This is a genomic window from Brevibacillus fluminis, from assembly GCF_052072235.1.
Lineage (GTDB): Bacteria > Bacillota > Bacilli > Brevibacillales > Brevibacillaceae > Brevibacillus_D > Brevibacillus_D fluminis_A.
Genome location: NZ_CM125436.1, coordinates 3343538 through 3358268, shown reverse-complemented (window position 1 = coordinate 3358268; position 14731 = coordinate 3343538). Strand labels below are relative to the sequence as shown.

The window sequence follows — 14731 nt, the reverse complement described above, 5'->3', positions numbered from 1 at the left end:
CGTCGAGAAGCCACCGTGCCTTCGGGCATGGTGGCCTTTTTGTCCCATGCGAATATTTGTTCGCAAAAAATACTTGGCAAAGGCTTCTGTCTCGATGTATGATGAAGATAAGAAAGAAATGAACTTGAAGGGGAGTGTCCTATTTGTCAGATCGTCGTGCGGCTTTAGAAAGTGCATTGCGTCAAATAGAAAAACAGTTCGGGAAAGGCTCGATCATGAAACTGGGGGATATGGCCTCGATGCAAGTATCCACTGTTTCGAGCGGCGCATTGGCGCTTGATATCGCCTTGGGCGTAGGGGGCTTCCCGCGCGGACGGATCATTGAAGTGTATGGACCGGAATCGTCCGGTAAAACGACGGTTGCCTTGCATGCGATTGCCGAAGTGCAAAAGCAGGGCGGACAAGCTGCTTTCATCGACGCCGAGCATGCGCTTGACCCGGTTTATGCGGCCAAGCTCGGCGTAAACATCGAGGAGCTGTTGTTGTCTCAACCAGATACGGGCGAGCAAGCATTGGAGATCGCAGAAGCTCTCGTACGTTCCGGTGCGGTAGATATCATCGTCGTTGACTCGGTTGCCGCGTTGGTGCCGAAAGCAGAGATTGAAGGCGAGATGGGCGATTCCCACGTCGGTTTGCAAGCGCGTCTGATGTCTCAGGCATTGCGCAAATTGTCCGGTGCGATCAACAAGTCGAAAACAATTGCCATCTTTATCAACCAGCTGCGTGAAAAAGTCGGCGTCATGTTCGGAAACCCGGAGACAACTCCAGGTGGACGCGCCCTCAAATTTTACGCGAGCGTGCGTCTTGATGTTCGTAAAGCGGAGAGCATCAAGGCTGGCAATGACGTTGTGGGTAGCAAGACGAAGATCAAGGTCGTCAAAAATAAAGTGGCTCCTCCGTTCAAAGTAGCGGAAGTCGACATCATGTACGGCGAAGGAATTTCGCGTGAAGGCAGCATTTTGGACATCGGTGCAGAAATCGATGTGGTACAGAAGAGCGGCGCATGGTACTCCTTCAACGAAGAACGCCTGGGCCAAGGCCGGGAAAACTCCAAGCTGTTCCTGAAAGAAAACCCGCACATCGCGGCTCAAATCGAAGAAAAAGTGCGCGAGTATTTCAGCTTGAATCCCAATTCAGTCCCTGCGATTGAAGCGGTTATCGATCCTGAGCAAGAGGAAGAACCGCAATTCGATCTGGAATAGAGAAATCGGCTTATCATCCAAAAGTCGGGAAGTGGAAGTCGTTGCAGCCTGCCGTTACTACGGCAGGCTGCAGCTGTATGAAGAGAAGGAAAGGCGGAGAAAAGCGTGACCTTGAAGGCGGGGCAGATCAGTTCCATCGTACAGCATGCGAAAGTCAAGCACCGCTATCACATTTATGTGAATGACGAGCATGCATTTGACGTGCATGAAGATATTTTGGTGAAGTATTCGCTCCATAAAGGAAAAGAGCTGGACCCGGCATTGTTTGCCGAGATTTTGGAGGAAGAGGAACGGAATCGCGCCTATTTATATGCGCTGCGCTATTTGGGCTTCCGCCCGCGAACAAGCGCACAGGTGCAAAGCTACCTGATCGAAAAAGGGTTTCCCTCGTCGCTGGCGCAAGAGATTTGCAAAAGGTGCGAGGAGCAGGGCTACCTGGATGATGCGGCATTTGCCCAGCAGTGGGTAAGGGAGCGGATGCTGAATAAGTCACGTAGCCTGCTGCAGTTGCGGATGGAGCTGCGGCAAAAAGGGATTGCCGAGGACGATATTCAAGAGGCTTCAATGCAGGTGAAAAAAACGGATCAGGTTGAGGCGGCGGCGAGGCTGCTTGCCAAGAAGCTGCGCAACCGAACGGAGCCGCCAAGCTATGAAGAGAGACAGAAGCTGTCCGCTATGCTGCAGCGAAAAGGCTTTACGCATGAGATCATTCGACAGGCGTTTGGGCTCGTACAGACGGAAGAGGAGTCGTTTTGAGGCAAAAAATGGCAGGATCAGTGCCGTGCTTCTTGACAAGCATTATTCACAAATAATAAAATAGGTTTGTATTTACAAGGTGTTTCATATTGATTCGCTCTTTCATTTGCTAATTCGTAGTGGAAAAACTGAAGAACCGTACACCCCATGTACGGCGTTCAGCGGACCGAGTGGCATCGGTCTTGTTTTTTAGGTGAATCGAAAACAAGTGCTGTGAAAGCGGGGAGATGTTTTTAACAAGGAGGTGAAATGAAAAGACTATGGCAGTGAACCCATTAGTAGCGATCCTATTGCTCATCATCGTGTTGGCAGTCGGTTATGGAATCGGTTACTTTGTCCGCAAGTCGATTGCGGAAGCCAAGATTTCCAGCGCTGAGGAAGCCGCGCGCCAGATTGTTGAAGAAGCGAAGCGCGAGGCAGAAGCCGTCAAAAAAGAAAAAGTTCTCGAAGCGAAGGACGAGGTCCACAAACTGCGCAGCGATGCGGAGAATGAAATTCGGGAACGGCGCAACGAAATCCAGCGTCAAGAGCGCCGCGTTCTTCAAAAGGAAGAAACGCTCGACAAAAAGCTGGATCAGCTGGAGCGCAAAGATTCGGAACTCGTTGAACGCGAGAAGGCGACAGCCGAACTGCAGAATCGAGTAGAGCAATTATATAAAGAGCAGGTTGCGGAATTGGAACGCATTTCCGGCCTCACGCAAGAGGAAGCGAAACAGATTATCTTGACGAACGTAGAAAATACGGTCCGCCATGAGATGGCGATGATGATCAAGGAGATCGAAACGCAAGCCAAAGAAGATGCGGACAAGAAAGCGCGCGAAATCATTTCGACAGCGATTCAACGTTGCTCCGCAGACCATGTGGCGGAAACGACCGTCTCGGTGGTTACCTTGCCTAATGACGAAATGAAGGGACGGATTATCGGCCGTGAAGGCAGAAACATCCGTGCTTTGGAGACCTTAACGGGAATTGATTTAATCATTGATGATACTCCGGAAGCCGTCATTCTCTCTGGATTCGATCCAATTCGTCGCGAGATCGCCAAAACGGCGTTAGATAAACTGGTGGCAGACGGGCGTATCCACCCTGCTCGCATTGAAGAAATGGTAGAAAAAGCCCGTAGAGAAGTGGATGAACGCATCCGCGAATACGGGGAACAGGCTACATTTGAAACTGATGTTCATGGTTTGCATCCGGATTTGATCAAGATTCTGGGGCGCTTGCGCTATCGTACAAGCTATGGACAAAACGTGCTCAAGCATTCCATGGAAGTGGCTCACTTGGCAGGCCTCATGGCAGCCGAGATGAAAGAAGACATCAAGCTGGCGAAGCGTGCAGGTTTGCTGCATGATATCGGGAAAGCGATCGACCACGAAGTAGAAGGCTCTCACGTAGAAATCGGTGTAGAATTGGCGAAAAAATACGGTGAGCACCCTGTTGTCATCAACAGTATCGCGTCTCACCATGGTGATACCGAACCGACATCCGTGATTTCGATGCTCGTCGGAGCAGCTGACGCCTTGTCGGCAGCGCGTCCGGGAGCACGACGCGAAACGTTGGAGACGTACATTAAACGTCTGGAAAAACTGGAGGAGATCTCCGAATCCTTCGATGGAGTCGAGAAATCCTACGCGATTCAGGCGGGACGGGAAATCCGCGTAATGGTACAGCCAGAAAAAATCGATGATGCTGATGCAATCCGATTGGCTCGTGACATTACGAAACGAATTGAAAATGAACTCGACTATCCGGGACATATTAAAGTAACGGTTATCCGTGAAACCAGAGCCGTCGAGTACGCAAAATAAAGTGGCGAAATGCCACTTTATTTTTCTATTACGTACATACTATGTTGGAAGAATGTTAGTGAAGAGGTGGACGCCATGCAAGTTAAGTTGCTTTTTTTGGGTGATATTTGTGGATCAAGCGGACGAGAGATGGTCAAGGAATACCTGCCACGGTTAAAGCGGAAGTATGACCCGACCTTCATCATTGCGAACGGAGAGAACAGTGCAAACGGGCGCGGAATTACCCAAAAGATTGCCAGAGAGCTGTATGATGCGGGCGTGCATGGCATCACGCTTGGCAATCATACATGGGACAATAAAGAGATTTTTGATTTTATCGATCAAGAAACCAAGATGGTTCGCCCGGCGAATTTTCCGGCAGGAACGCCCGGGAATGGCATGATGTATATAAAAAACGGATCACAGGAACTCGCCGTGATCAATTTGCAAGGACGCACCTTTTTGCCTCCGCTCGATTGCCCGTTCTTGACCGCAGACAAGCTGGTGGAGCAGGCACGGAAGCGGACACCGTACATTTTCGTCGACTTCCATGCAGAGGTGACATCTGAAAAGCAGGCGATGGGCTGGTATTTGGACGGACGCGTCAGCGCAGTGGTCGGCACGCATACGCATGTACAGACAGGTGACGAACGGATTTTGCCGAATGGCACAGGCTATTTGACGGATGCGGGCATGTGCGGCCCGTCGGATGGAATCCTTGGCATGGACCGTGAAGCGGTGTTGAAAAAGTTTCTGACGCAGCTGCCGGTTCGCTTCGAAGTGGCAGGCGGCCCGACGCAGTTGAATGCTGTCTTATATCATTTGGATAAAGGAACGGGGAAAACCGTCAAAATCGAGCGTATTCGCATTGACACATCCCACCCCTTAATGGAATAATAGGATCGAATCGGAATTTTTTGAATTTTTCCTTCTCTCTTGCAGGAATTTTTGGGGCACAAACGAAATATGATTCTAATAAACAACAGTATTCCTATCAGACGGGAGGTTTATAAGGGATGGAAGTATTAAAAGTTTCAGCAAAATCGAACCCCAACTCTGTTGCCGGTGCCCTAGCAGGCGTACTTCGTGAACGCGGTGCAGCCGAAATCCAAGCCATTGGTGCTGGGGCGCTAAACCAAGCTGTGAAAGCCGTCGCGATCGCACGAGGATTCGTAGCACCTAGTGGAGTTGACCTCATCTGCATTCCTGCCTTTACCGATATCGTAATTGATGGGGAGGAGCGTACTGCAATTAAGCTTATCGTTGAGCCCCGATAATGCGTGTTTTCATAAGAGAGGAGAGGTTCACCTGTTTATTCTCGGAATAGACAGGTTTTTTCGTATGTCCGGAAAAAAACGAACAAACACCATTTTTTGCTAGCCGCACATGGTCATGTTCCAGTACCATTGTGACGGGAGAGTCATTTTTCATACACAAGAGGGGGAACGCAAACATGCATGTATTTGATGCGCACTGTGACGCACTGTTGAAATTATGGAGACATGAGGATCTTTCGTTTACGGAAATGGATGAGCGGCTTCAAGTGAGCTTGCCTGCAATGGAGGCGGGACAAGTGCTGATCCAGACGTTTGCCATCTGGACGCCGCGCGAAATCGAGGCCGCGAGTCGATTCCATACGGCACTCGAGATGATCGAGCTGTTTTACCGCAAAATTGTACCGGCTGGACTAGCCCCTGTGCTCACCGCTGCGGATTTGGAAGACTGCGTATTAAACAACCGGAAAGGGGCTATTCTGTTTGTAGAAGGAGCGGAGCCGGTTGGCGAAAGCATGACCTACCTGCGGACGCTGCATCGTTTGGGCGTCAGAGGCATGGGCCTCACCTGGAATAACCGGAATGCGATTGCCGACGGTTGTTTGGAGCCATCGGCCGGCGGACTTTCGCAATTTGGCCGAGAAGTAATAGAAGAGATGAATCAGCTGGGCATGGTGATCGACGTGTCCCATCTGGCCGAGCCAGGTTTTTGGGATGTGCTGTCTGTAACCAGGAAGCCGATCATTGCGTCTCATTCCAATGTAAGAGCCTTATTCGATAGTCCGCGCAATTTGTCCGATGAACAAATCGCGGCTTTGATCGCCAATGGCGGCGTGATGGGGCTTGCACTGTTTCCGCCGTTTTATCGAGAGGACAAGGAAGGGCCCAGCATCGACGATATTTTGCGCCATGTCGAGCATATTTGTGGGCTGGGCGGGATTGATCATATTGCGATCGGCGCAGATTTTGACGGGATCGACGCGACTTTCCCGGGCTTGGAACACGCAGGTACATACCCACTTTTAGTCGAGGCCTTATTAAAGCGCTATCAGGAAGCGGAAGTTGAAAAAATTATGTATAAAAACTGGTTGCGTGTTTTCGGAAACGTGCTAAAATAGTAACTGGGAACATTAATGTACCGAGTACATCTAACGAATCGTTCTATAAGTAATTCCAGTAAAAAGTCTTGCAATTTATCGGTACGAGGTCTACAATTGGTAATGCTTGTTCACATTTTGCTCACATAATCGTTGAGCAGAATGCTTTTCTCACAGTCACTGAAGGGGTGGAATTAGAATGATTAATCAACTTTCTTGGAAAGTTGGCGGGCAACAAGGGGAGGGTATCGAGAGTACGGGCGAGATCTTCTCCATGGCGATGAGCAGACTCGGTTATCATCTGTACAGCTATCGTCACTTTTCTTCCCGTATCAAGGGCGGCCATACGAACAACAAAATTCGTGTGAGCACAAAACCGCGCCGTGCGGTTTCTGACGATCTCGACATCTTGGTTGCATTTGACCAAGAAACGATCGATTTCAATGCACATGAACTTCGTGAAGGCGGTATCATTATCGCCGATGCCAAGTTTAATCCAACGTTACCGGAAGGCTTGAAGCCTGTCCGTATGATTACAGTGCCTCTGACGCAAATCGCGGAAGAGTTGGGTACTTCCCTGATGAAAAACATGGTGTCGATCGGTGCTTCCAGCGCAATCCTCGGTTTGCCGGTAGAAAGCTTCCGCAACATCGTAGAAGATATGTTCCTCCGCAAGGGTGAAAAAGTTGTTGAGAAAAACATGGACGCGATCCGCAAAGGTTTTGATTTCGTAAATGAAATCACCGGCGGTATTCTGCCTGACTTCCAATTGGAAGCGGCAGACGGTCAAAAGCGTCTGTTCATGATCGGTAACGATGCGATCGGTTTGGGCGCTGTAGCGGCAGGCTGCCGTTTCATGCCTGCATACCCAATCACGCCTGCATCTGAGATCATGGAATACTTGATCAAAAAATTGCCGAAATTTGGCGGAACCGTTATTCAGACAGAAGACGAAATCGCAGCGATCACCATGGCAATCGGTGGTAACTACGGCGGTGTTCGTACAATGACTGCGTCTGCAGGTCCTGGTCTTTCCTTGATGATGGAAGCGATCGGCCTCGCAGGGATGACCGAAACTCCTGTTGTTATCGTAGATACACAACGTGGCGGTCCATCCACAGGTTTGCCGACAAAACAAGAACAATCCGACATCAACGCGATGATCTGGGGTACCCACGGTGAGATTCCAAAAGTGGTTATGTGCCCAAGCACAGTGGAAGAGTGCTTCTATGATACGATTGAAGCGTTCAACATCGCTGAAGAATATCAAGTGCCTGTCATCTTGGTAACGGACTTGTCCCTGTCCCTTGGGAAACAAACCGTTGAGCCATTCGATTACGACCGCATCCAAATCCGTCGCGGTAAACTTCTGACAGGTCAAGAATTGCCAGAGCTTGAAGCGAACGGTCAATTCAAACGCTACGAAGTGACAGAAGACGGCGTGTCTCCACGCCCAATTCCAGGTCAAAAATTCGGTTTGCACCACGTAACAGGGGTAGAGCATGCTGAAAACGGCCGTCCTTCCGAGAGCGCGGAAAACCGCAAAGCGCAAATGGATAAACGTCTGCGCAAGCTGAACAAGCTGGTTGAAACGTTCCCGAACCCTGTCTTGTTCGATGGCAACCATGAAGATGCAGATGTTCTGGTTGTAGGGATCAACTCCCTCGGTGGAACCATTGAAGAAGCGAAAGGCCGCCTTGAGCAAGAGGGCCTGAAAGTGAACCATGCGCAAATCCGTTTGGTGCATCCGTTCCCAACCGATGTACTGAAACCTTATGTAGATAAAGCAAAACATGTTGTGGTTGTCGAAAACAACGCAACCGGTCAAATTGCTGACTTGATCAAGCTGAACGTCGGTTCTGCTGAAAAAGTAAAATCCGTATTAAAATATGACGGTAACCCATTCTTACCTTCCGATATCTACAATGAAATTAAGGGGCTGGTCAAACATGGCGACTATGAAAGAATTTCGCAATAATGTAAAGCCCAACTGGTGCCCAGGCTGTGGAGACTTCTCTATCCAGGCTGCGATTCAACGCGCAGCGGCAAACGTTGGTCTTGAACCTGAACAATTAGCTATCATCTCCGGTATCGGCTGCTCCGGCCGTATCTCCGGTTACGTTAACTGCTACGGCTTCCACGGTGTGCATGGTCGCGCACTGCCAATCGCACAAGGTGTGAAAATGGCAAACCGTGAGCTGACTGTCATCGCTTCCGGCGGCGACGGTGACGGTTTTGCGATCGGTATGGGTCACACTGTACACGCAATCCGTCGTAACCTGGACATTACCTACATCGTAATGGACAACGCGATCTATGGCTTGACCAAAGGACAAACGTCCCCGCGTTCCGCTGCAGGTTTCGTGACAAAATCGACTCCACAAGGTTCGATCGAGTCCGCAATTTCTCCAGTTGAACTGGCGCTGTCTGTCGGTGCGACATTCGTGGCGCAATCCTTCTCCAGCGATTTGAAAGGCCTGACTGAACTGATCGAAAAAGGAATGCAGCACAAAGGCTTCTCCTTGATCAACGTATTCAGCCCTTGCGTAACCTATAACAAAGTCAACACATACGACTGGTTCAAAGAAAACATCGTCCCTGTTGACACAATCGAAGGCTATGATCCGCATGACCGCATCAAAGCGATGTCCTACTCCATGCAAAACCATGGCTTGCTGACCGGTTTGATTTATCAAAACACCGAGCAAAAATCGTACGATCAACTAGTTCCTGGTTTCAAAGAGCAAGGCTTGGCACACCAAGACCTCACGCTCAGCAAAGAAGATTTTGCGAAACTGGTTGCTGAATTTGCATAAGTCGACATTAGAAAACCTGGCTTCGCCAAGCTTTTGGCTTAAGCCGCGGTTGCACTTATACTGGATAAGAATTTTATAAATTCTTATCTGTACTAAAAAAGCTTCTCTGCAATTGCAGGGAAGCTTTTTTCTGTTCTTCAAGTCTTGCGGGGAGCTGTGGTGAATTGGGCTTGCAGCTGCCGGAAGCCGAGCATGACGAGAAAGACAAGCACGAGCTGTCCGAATAACGGGTAAAGGAACCCGAGAAGCGATCCAAAACCGACGAAGCTCACGACATAGCTGATGCCGAGTATAAACAAAACGCTGCCAAGGCGGGTGATCGCCATCTGCTGCATCATTTGGCGGGCAAGGCCGAAGACGTTGGCGGATAATGTCGAAAAGATTTCGCAGTAGACGAGCAAGGAGAAGAACACCGGGATCATGCGCCCGAGACCGGACAAGAGCGCGATCATGGGCATTTCGGCATCGTGGACAGTCGTTTGATGAGTTCGCAGCGACCAATAGCCGAGCAGCAGCAGCAAACCGATCCCGAGTCCGCCCATGATGCCGCCAAGCAGCAACGGCTTTTCGCTTTTGCATTCCTGGCCGATGGGGACGAGCACGGCTTGTGTCAACGCGATATTCATCGCGACATAGTAAAGGGGGGAGGTGATCCAGGCAAACGGCTTGACGACCTCTACGATCACGCCCGGCCCTCCATGTCCCGCCCAAGGCTGCACGTAGAAAAAAACGAGGCAGGTGAATGCAAGCAAAAGCGGGACAAACAACGTATTGACCGCATGGATGGCACCAAGGCCCCGATAGGAGACGATAAAGACCAACAGGATCGAAAGCCAAATCCCTGCCTGTGAATGAAAGCCGAACGATTCGATGAAAAGTGCACCTGTTCCCGCCAGCATGACAGAGGTTGTGCCCAGCAGCACGATGAACAACAAAATATTAAAGAGTGTCCCGAACGTTCGGCCGAATAAAAAAAGGCTGAAATCCTGGAAAGACCGCGCTTTCGTCCGGTGGGCGAACAGCATCACCTGCGTGCCTGCCCACGCAAAGAGCACAGTGGAAAGCAGGACGCCGATGAGTCCTTGGGTGCCATATTGCACAAAAAAGGTGAGGAGTTCTTTCCCTGATGCGAATCCGGCTCCGACGACTGTTCCGATATACGTGAAAGCGATTCGACGCGCTTCCCTCCACGAGTTGTGCATGAGTACCTCCTGTTCCCTTTTCCATCATCCTATGAGAATGGCGGGACAAACATGTCTGGCAGCCCGGACTTGCAGTTTTCAGGCTGACCGAATAGAGTGGGAAGAGAAAAGAAAGAATGACGAAAGTGGAGGAGATACGAATGCTGCCCAATATTTTGGAAGAAGCGAGACGATTGATTACACAACGGGTGCAAGCGGGTGAAACCGTTGTGGATGCGACGATGGGCAATGGCAATGATACGTTGTTTTTGGCGCATGTGGTTGGCGACACGGGCAAAGTGATTGCCTATGACATCCAGCCCCAGGCGCTGGAAAAAACGAAAGCGCGCCTGGCACACGAAGGGATGCTGCAGCGGGCAGATTTGCGGCTGCAGAGCCATGAGGAGATCGCGTCGATCGGGGAGCTGGTAGGAGCGGTCATGTTTAACCTGGGCTATTTGCCAGGCGGGGACAAAGAGGTCACGACCAAAGCGGAAAGCACGATTCGCGCGATTGAAGCGGGGTTGATGGCGCTGCGTCCCGGCGGAATCATGACGATCGTCGTATATTGGGGCCATGCGTCAGGGGTTGTGGAAAAAGAAGCGGTAGAAGCATTTTGCGAGCAAATCAATCAATCTGTCGCTCTTGTGCTCCGCTATCAATATGTCAATCAGCAGAATCAGGCGCCGTTTCTGTTTGCAATTGAGCGCCGCGCGTAAAAATAGGCAATCCTCCCGGACGGTGTGCACATACCTTGAAAAAGAATGCGAAGAAGTACAGCATCTGACACAAGAGGGGATCAGTGTGAAGCCGATAGGGATCATTTTGGATTGGACGATTATCGAGGATGCGCTTAAAGGGAAGAGCAACTACGAAAACCTCATGTACTATGTAGAGTCGGGGCGGCGTCTTGGCATGGAACCGATCTTCTTTCATCCGCGTCTCGTCAATTTCGCCACGGGAACGGTGCGCGGGTATGTCTGGCAGAACAACCGGCTTACGCCAAAACGCGTGCCGATCCCACCTGTCATGCATAACCGGGTCTTGTCCGGCCAAGCGGCCATACGCAACGGGATCAAACGGCTGAGCAAGCATGGAAAGCTGTTCAACGGGATCGTCGTCCGCAACAAGGAAGCGGTGCATCGCATGCTCTGGAAAAATGAGAAGCTGCAGCGCTACTTGCCGCATACGATCAGCTTTTCCCGCCAAGCGTTCATCGACATGCTCGGCAAATACCGTGTGCTGTACGTCAAACCGGTCGTCGGATCGGTTGGGATCGGGGTGGCGCGAATCGAGCGTGAAGGTGACCGGTATCATTTCACTTCATCCAAAATTCGCAAGGTGCTCACCAGGCAAGGATTGATTGCCGAGACGCTGCGATGGGTGAAGGGGCGGCGCTTCATTATCCAGGAGGCGATTGCGCTCGCAAAGTATAAGGGGCATACGTTTGATTTGCGTGTATCCGTTCAAAAAGGCGAGTCGCGGCAATGGGGCGTTTCCGGTATGGTATGCAAAGTGGCCAATTCACAAAACAAATTGAGCAATCTGTCGCGCGGCGGGCATGCTGAGCCGATCGACGAGGTATTTGCCACCTTGTTTACCACAGAGCAGGCAGAACAAGTCAAAGAGCGCATACGCATGGCTGCGATCGCGATCGCCAAGCAGTATGAGCGGCATTTCCGTTCGCTGGCCGATCTGGGCATGGACATGGGCGTAGATTTGCAGGGCAATCCGTACTTAATCGAGGTGAATGTTCGCGACCAGCGTTACTCGTTTTTCAAAGCGGGCGAGCTGGAGATGTTCAAGCGGACGTACCACACTCCGATGGCGTATGCTCGCACCTTTTACTAAGTCGTGCAGCCGTGTGCCTTGGGAAATGCAAAAGCCGTCCGGAAATCCAGACGGCTTTTCGCACTCGTGCAACAATTACGACTGGCGGAAATATTGATAAACGGCTGCCAGAATCGCGCGGCGCGTGAGGATCCCTTGAAACACACCCTCACTATCTTCAATACATACATACGGATGGTTAATGGAGAGTTCGAGCGCTTTCAAGAACGTTTCGTCCTCTTTCATGCGAGGAATTTTTTCATCCATCACTTCAGAGACGACGCGTTCCTCGAGTTTTTCGTATTCGATCCGCTCCAGGCCAAGGATGCTTTCCAAGATCATCGTTTTGCTGATCTGACCTTTGATTTTATATTCGTGATCCAGTACGGGAATGGCCGAGTACCTTGACTTGATCAAAACCAAAAGCGCATGCTCCAGGGAATTTCCCAATTGGACATGGGCCACCTTTGAGGCCGGTACTACCAGTTCATTGATGCGGTTTTGTAAAAGTTGATCTGTCTCTTGATTTAACATACCCATCACCTGCCTAATAAAAGTTCCACCCCACCCAAGCAAACAACAATTTCTATTATAACAGAAATGGAAAAAAAAAGACCTAGCATCATAACGCTAGGCGAATATCGAGGTGTGGAACGTATTGTCCCTTACTGTATAGTATGCGAAAAATCCGCGCAAGTTACATTAGGAGCTTACAGGAAGTCGCGTTATCCGGCATGAAATGTCCGGTAAGCGGGTTGTTCCTTTTCTGGCGATTGATCGGCGGTTCGCTTTTTAAACCAGGCCGGCAGTTTATGCGTATAGACCAAAATGCTGAGTGGCAGGGTCACCACGAACATGGCGAGCATGAGCGCGAACGCAGACCAATCCAGACGGAAGATCACATAGCTTTCCAAAAGGAACAGGATCAGCGGGTGAACCAGGTAAATCGCCAAATTGTGTTTGGCCAGCTGTGCGAACCATCCGCCGCACACCCGGGTTTGTCCAATCCAGGCGGAAACGGGATAAAACAGCAGAATAAACGAACTGGTGTAAACCAGATACAGCGGCGAAAAAATGTTCAGCGCTTCCCCATAGCTAATGGTTTTGACCAAAAAGCCGTGGGCCAGATACAATGTTGCACCAGCGCAAATCACACAGGCCCAAGCCCAATGCTTTTTGACGAATTGCCGCCAGCGATCCGGGGTAAGACCGGCATAGGCGCCAAGCAAAAAGTAAAAGACATACATGTACGGGTAATTTTGCGCAGATTGATAGCCATGTGCCAACGCTTGCATATACAATGGCGAGGTCTCGTTGACATCGAGCAGCAAGCCGGTTTCCGGCATGTGGATAAACAATACGTACACGAGCGTCTGCAAAACGAAGGCGATGAGCAGGAGCGGCAGCTTCAAATGGCGCTCCAGCCAGCCTTTTGTCAACATGAACAGCAGGTTCATCTGCAAAAACAGCGGGATGTAATACAGATGGTAAAACGAGCTGCCGGTAAACAGGCTGTTGAAAAAAGCCGGGAAAAACACATCCGGCGCAAACGTTTGCAGTTTGACAAACGTGTAAATACCGGTCCAGCCGATATACGGCACGATGATGTTGTGCCATCTTTTTCGCCAGAAGGTACCCCAGTCCATCGGTTTGTGCTTATACCAATAAAACAGGAGCATACCGGTCCCGAAAATAAAAAGGGACCGGCCGAACCGCAACAAAATCAAAGAGAGAGCCTCCAGGTCATAATTGCCCGGATAATCGTTATTTGCTTGGACGAAGAAGCCCAAGATATGGATTACCAGAACCGTAAAGGCACCGAATACGTAAAACGCATTCAGATCCTTGAACGATCCTCTGCGTGTGGTTGCCATGACGTTTGTCTCCTTATCCAGTTCTCATCGGCCATTTCTTGCGCTGTGTAAGAAAAGAGGCCAAGTTTGTCTTGCAAATGCTTGCGGGCGCTTTCGATTTCCGCCTCCGTCACCGCAAGCGGGGCCGGTGTCAGCTTCCACTCGGCAGAGAGCGCGGCGTAGAGCTGCTCTTTCAGCTCGGAAACGGTGACCAGCCGCCTTGTTTCCGCTGACAGGCTGGTGTCGGTCGAGCCATCCATAAAGGGGATCGGCTTATTGCTGGTCATTTCCTGCAGTCCCGCCTGCTCGTAGAACAGTTCCATCAGCTGTCCACGGTTATCCGGTTCCGCGTTGATGCACAGCTGCAAAATCGATCCATGGCGCGTCCGGCGCTGGGCCATCCCGCCGATTTTTCGGCCATTCAGTGAAAAATCATAGTCGCCTACACAATACGAGCCGACAACCTCTCCGATGGCAATCTCTCCATATCGCCGCAAGCCAGCAGTAAGAAGCCGTGCTGCCAACTGGAAAAAATCATCAATGGCAACGGACGTACCAGGCAAGTGAATGGCAAGGTTCAGTACACCGGAATCGAGTGGTACACATGCGCCGCCCGAGGAGCGAAGCAATGCCCGATAGCCAGCTTTGCCGAAAGCATGCAGGACGCGATCGAGGTGGGGTAATTTGGCATCGCGTCTGCCTAAAAAGAGCGCTCGCTCGCACACCCACAGATGGATCAGGGGCAAAGCGCCTTCGCGTCCCATCGAAGTGGCGATCGCTTCATCAATGGCAAGCGGACGAATGGGATTGCCGTCGTACGTGCCCGTATCCGTCCATAAAAAAGCACCGCTGTTCTGCTGCCCATTGGCAGGTAGAATCGTCATATAATCCGACTCCTTTAGTGGTAAAAACAAATCGCCCTCTATTATACACAT

Annotated in this window: 14 protein-coding genes; 10 read left to right on the top strand and 4 right to left on the bottom strand. The window is 50.6% G+C overall.

Annotated elements, in window-relative coordinates:
* Nucleotides 1-143 precede the first annotated feature (143 nt).
* The 8 genes from recA (at nucleotide 144) to ACTID9_RS16655 (ending at nucleotide 8932) form a co-directional block, all read left to right on the top strand.
* Nucleotides 144-1202 (top strand): recombinase RecA, encoded by a 1059-nt coding sequence (gene recA, locus ACTID9_RS16690; protein ID WP_441065728.1) that lies wholly within the window; start codon nucleotides 144-146, stop codon nucleotides 1200-1202.
* A 105-nt stretch (nucleotides 1203-1307) separates the two neighbouring features.
* Nucleotides 1308-1958: a RecX family transcriptional regulator gene (locus ACTID9_RS16685; RefSeq protein WP_441065726.1), complete on the top strand. Its 651-nt coding sequence runs from the start codon at nucleotides 1308-1310 to the stop codon at nucleotides 1956-1958.
* Between the two features lie 260 nt (nucleotides 1959-2218).
* Complete coding sequence (rny, locus tag ACTID9_RS16680) at nucleotides 2219-3766, top strand: ribonuclease Y (RefSeq protein ID WP_425456275.1); 1548 nt, start codon at nucleotides 2219-2221, stop codon at nucleotides 3764-3766.
* Nucleotides 3767-3841: 75 nt separating this feature from the next.
* On the top strand, nucleotides 3842-4642 hold the full coding sequence (locus ACTID9_RS16675) for a TIGR00282 family metallophosphoesterase (RefSeq protein ID WP_441065724.1): 801 nt from the start codon (nucleotides 3842-3844) through the stop codon (nucleotides 4640-4642).
* A 119-nt stretch (nucleotides 4643-4761) separates the two neighbouring features.
* Nucleotides 4762-5022, top strand: a complete 261-nt coding sequence (gene spoVS, locus ACTID9_RS16670; protein ID WP_003385776.1) for a stage V sporulation protein SpoVS — start codon at nucleotides 4762-4764, stop codon at nucleotides 5020-5022.
* 176 nt (nucleotides 5023-5198) lie between these two features.
* Nucleotides 5199-6137, top strand: coding sequence for a dipeptidase (locus ACTID9_RS16665; RefSeq protein ID WP_441065719.1), 939 nt, complete (start codon nucleotides 5199-5201; stop codon nucleotides 6135-6137).
* Between the two features lie 178 nt (nucleotides 6138-6315).
* Nucleotides 6316-8094, top strand: coding sequence for a 2-oxoacid:acceptor oxidoreductase subunit alpha (locus ACTID9_RS16660; RefSeq protein ID WP_441065718.1), 1779 nt, complete (start codon nucleotides 6316-6318; stop codon nucleotides 8092-8094).
* On the top strand, nucleotides 8066-8932 hold the full coding sequence (locus ACTID9_RS16655) for a 2-oxoacid:ferredoxin oxidoreductase subunit beta (protein WP_441065716.1): 867 nt from the start codon (nucleotides 8066-8068) through the stop codon (nucleotides 8930-8932). Before ACTID9_RS16660 ends, ACTID9_RS16655 begins: the two co-directional genes overlap by 29 nt.
* A 137-nt stretch (nucleotides 8933-9069) precedes the next feature.
* Here the strand turns inward: ACTID9_RS16655 and ACTID9_RS16650 are convergent, their stop codons facing one another.
* Nucleotides 9070-10134 (bottom strand): YkvI family membrane protein, encoded by a 1065-nt coding sequence (locus tag ACTID9_RS16650; protein WP_441065714.1) that lies wholly within the window; start codon nucleotides 10132-10134, stop codon nucleotides 9070-9072.
* 140 nt (nucleotides 10135-10274) lie between these two features.
* On the opposite strand from ACTID9_RS16650, the gene ACTID9_RS16645 reads away from it, so the two are divergent.
* The gene (locus ACTID9_RS16645; RefSeq protein ID WP_441072625.1) at nucleotides 10275-10832 is read left to right on the top strand and encodes a class I SAM-dependent methyltransferase; all 558 of its coding nucleotides are present in this window, start codon (nucleotides 10275-10277) and stop codon (nucleotides 10830-10832) included.
* Nucleotides 10833-10917: 85 nt separating this feature from the next.
* Nucleotides 10918-11964, top strand: a complete 1047-nt coding sequence (locus ACTID9_RS16640; protein WP_441065712.1) for a YheC/YheD family endospore coat-associated protein — start codon at nucleotides 10918-10920, stop codon at nucleotides 11962-11964.
* Between the two features lie 75 nt (nucleotides 11965-12039).
* Here ACTID9_RS16640 and cbpB read toward each other — a convergent pair whose 3' ends face one another.
* The 3 genes from cbpB to ACTID9_RS16625 all read right to left on the bottom strand — a co-directional run bounded on the left by cbpB (nucleotide 12040) and on the right by ACTID9_RS16625 (nucleotide 14680).
* The gene (cbpB, locus tag ACTID9_RS16635) at nucleotides 12040-12477 is read right to left on the bottom strand and encodes a cyclic-di-AMP-binding protein CbpB (protein ID WP_122916449.1); all 438 of its coding nucleotides are present in this window, start codon (nucleotides 12475-12477) and stop codon (nucleotides 12040-12042) included.
* Between the two features lie 191 nt (nucleotides 12478-12668).
* Nucleotides 12669-13817 (bottom strand): acyltransferase, encoded by a 1149-nt coding sequence (locus ACTID9_RS16630; RefSeq protein ID WP_441065710.1) that lies wholly within the window; start codon nucleotides 13815-13817, stop codon nucleotides 12669-12671.
* On the bottom strand, nucleotides 13781-14680 hold the full coding sequence (locus ACTID9_RS16625; protein WP_441065708.1) for a lipoate--protein ligase family protein: 900 nt from the start codon (nucleotides 14678-14680) through the stop codon (nucleotides 13781-13783). Before ACTID9_RS16625 ends, ACTID9_RS16630 begins: the two co-directional genes overlap by 37 nt.
* Nucleotides 14681-14731 lie beyond the last annotated feature (51 nt).

Coding starts and splice junctions, on each gene's coding strand:
- rny (WP_425456275.1), top strand. CDS start 2,219: ATGGCAGTGAACCCATTAGTAGCGATCCTATTGCTCATCATCGTGTTG.
- ACTID9_RS16675 (WP_441065724.1), top strand. CDS start 3,842: ATGCAAGTTAAGTTGCTTTTTTTGGGTGATATTTGTGGATCAAGCGGA.
- spoVS (WP_003385776.1), top strand. CDS start 4,762: ATGGAAGTATTAAAAGTTTCAGCAAAATCGAACCCCAACTCTGTTGCC.
- ACTID9_RS16665 (WP_441065719.1), top strand. CDS start 5,199: ATGCATGTATTTGATGCGCACTGTGACGCACTGTTGAAATTATGGAGA.
- ACTID9_RS16660 (WP_441065718.1), top strand. CDS start 6,316: ATGATTAATCAACTTTCTTGGAAAGTTGGCGGGCAACAAGGGGAGGGT.
- ACTID9_RS16655 (WP_441065716.1), top strand. CDS start 8,066: ATGGCGACTATGAAAGAATTTCGCAATAATGTAAAGCCCAACTGGTGC.
- ACTID9_RS16650 (WP_441065714.1), bottom strand. CDS start 10,134: ATGCACAACTCGTGGAGGGAAGCGCGTCGAATCGCTTTCACGTATATC.
- ACTID9_RS16645 (WP_441072625.1), top strand. CDS start 10,275: ATGCTGCCCAATATTTTGGAAGAAGCGAGACGATTGATTACACAACGG.
- cbpB (WP_122916449.1), bottom strand. CDS start 12,477: ATGTTAAATCAAGAGACAGATCAACTTTTACAAAACCGCATCAATGAA.
- ACTID9_RS16630 (WP_441065710.1), bottom strand. CDS start 13,817: ATGGCAACCACACGCAGAGGATCGTTCAAGGATCTGAATGCGTTTTAC.
- ACTID9_RS16625 (WP_441065708.1), bottom strand. CDS start 14,680: ATGACGATTCTACCTGCCAATGGGCAGCAGAACAGCGGTGCTTTTTTA.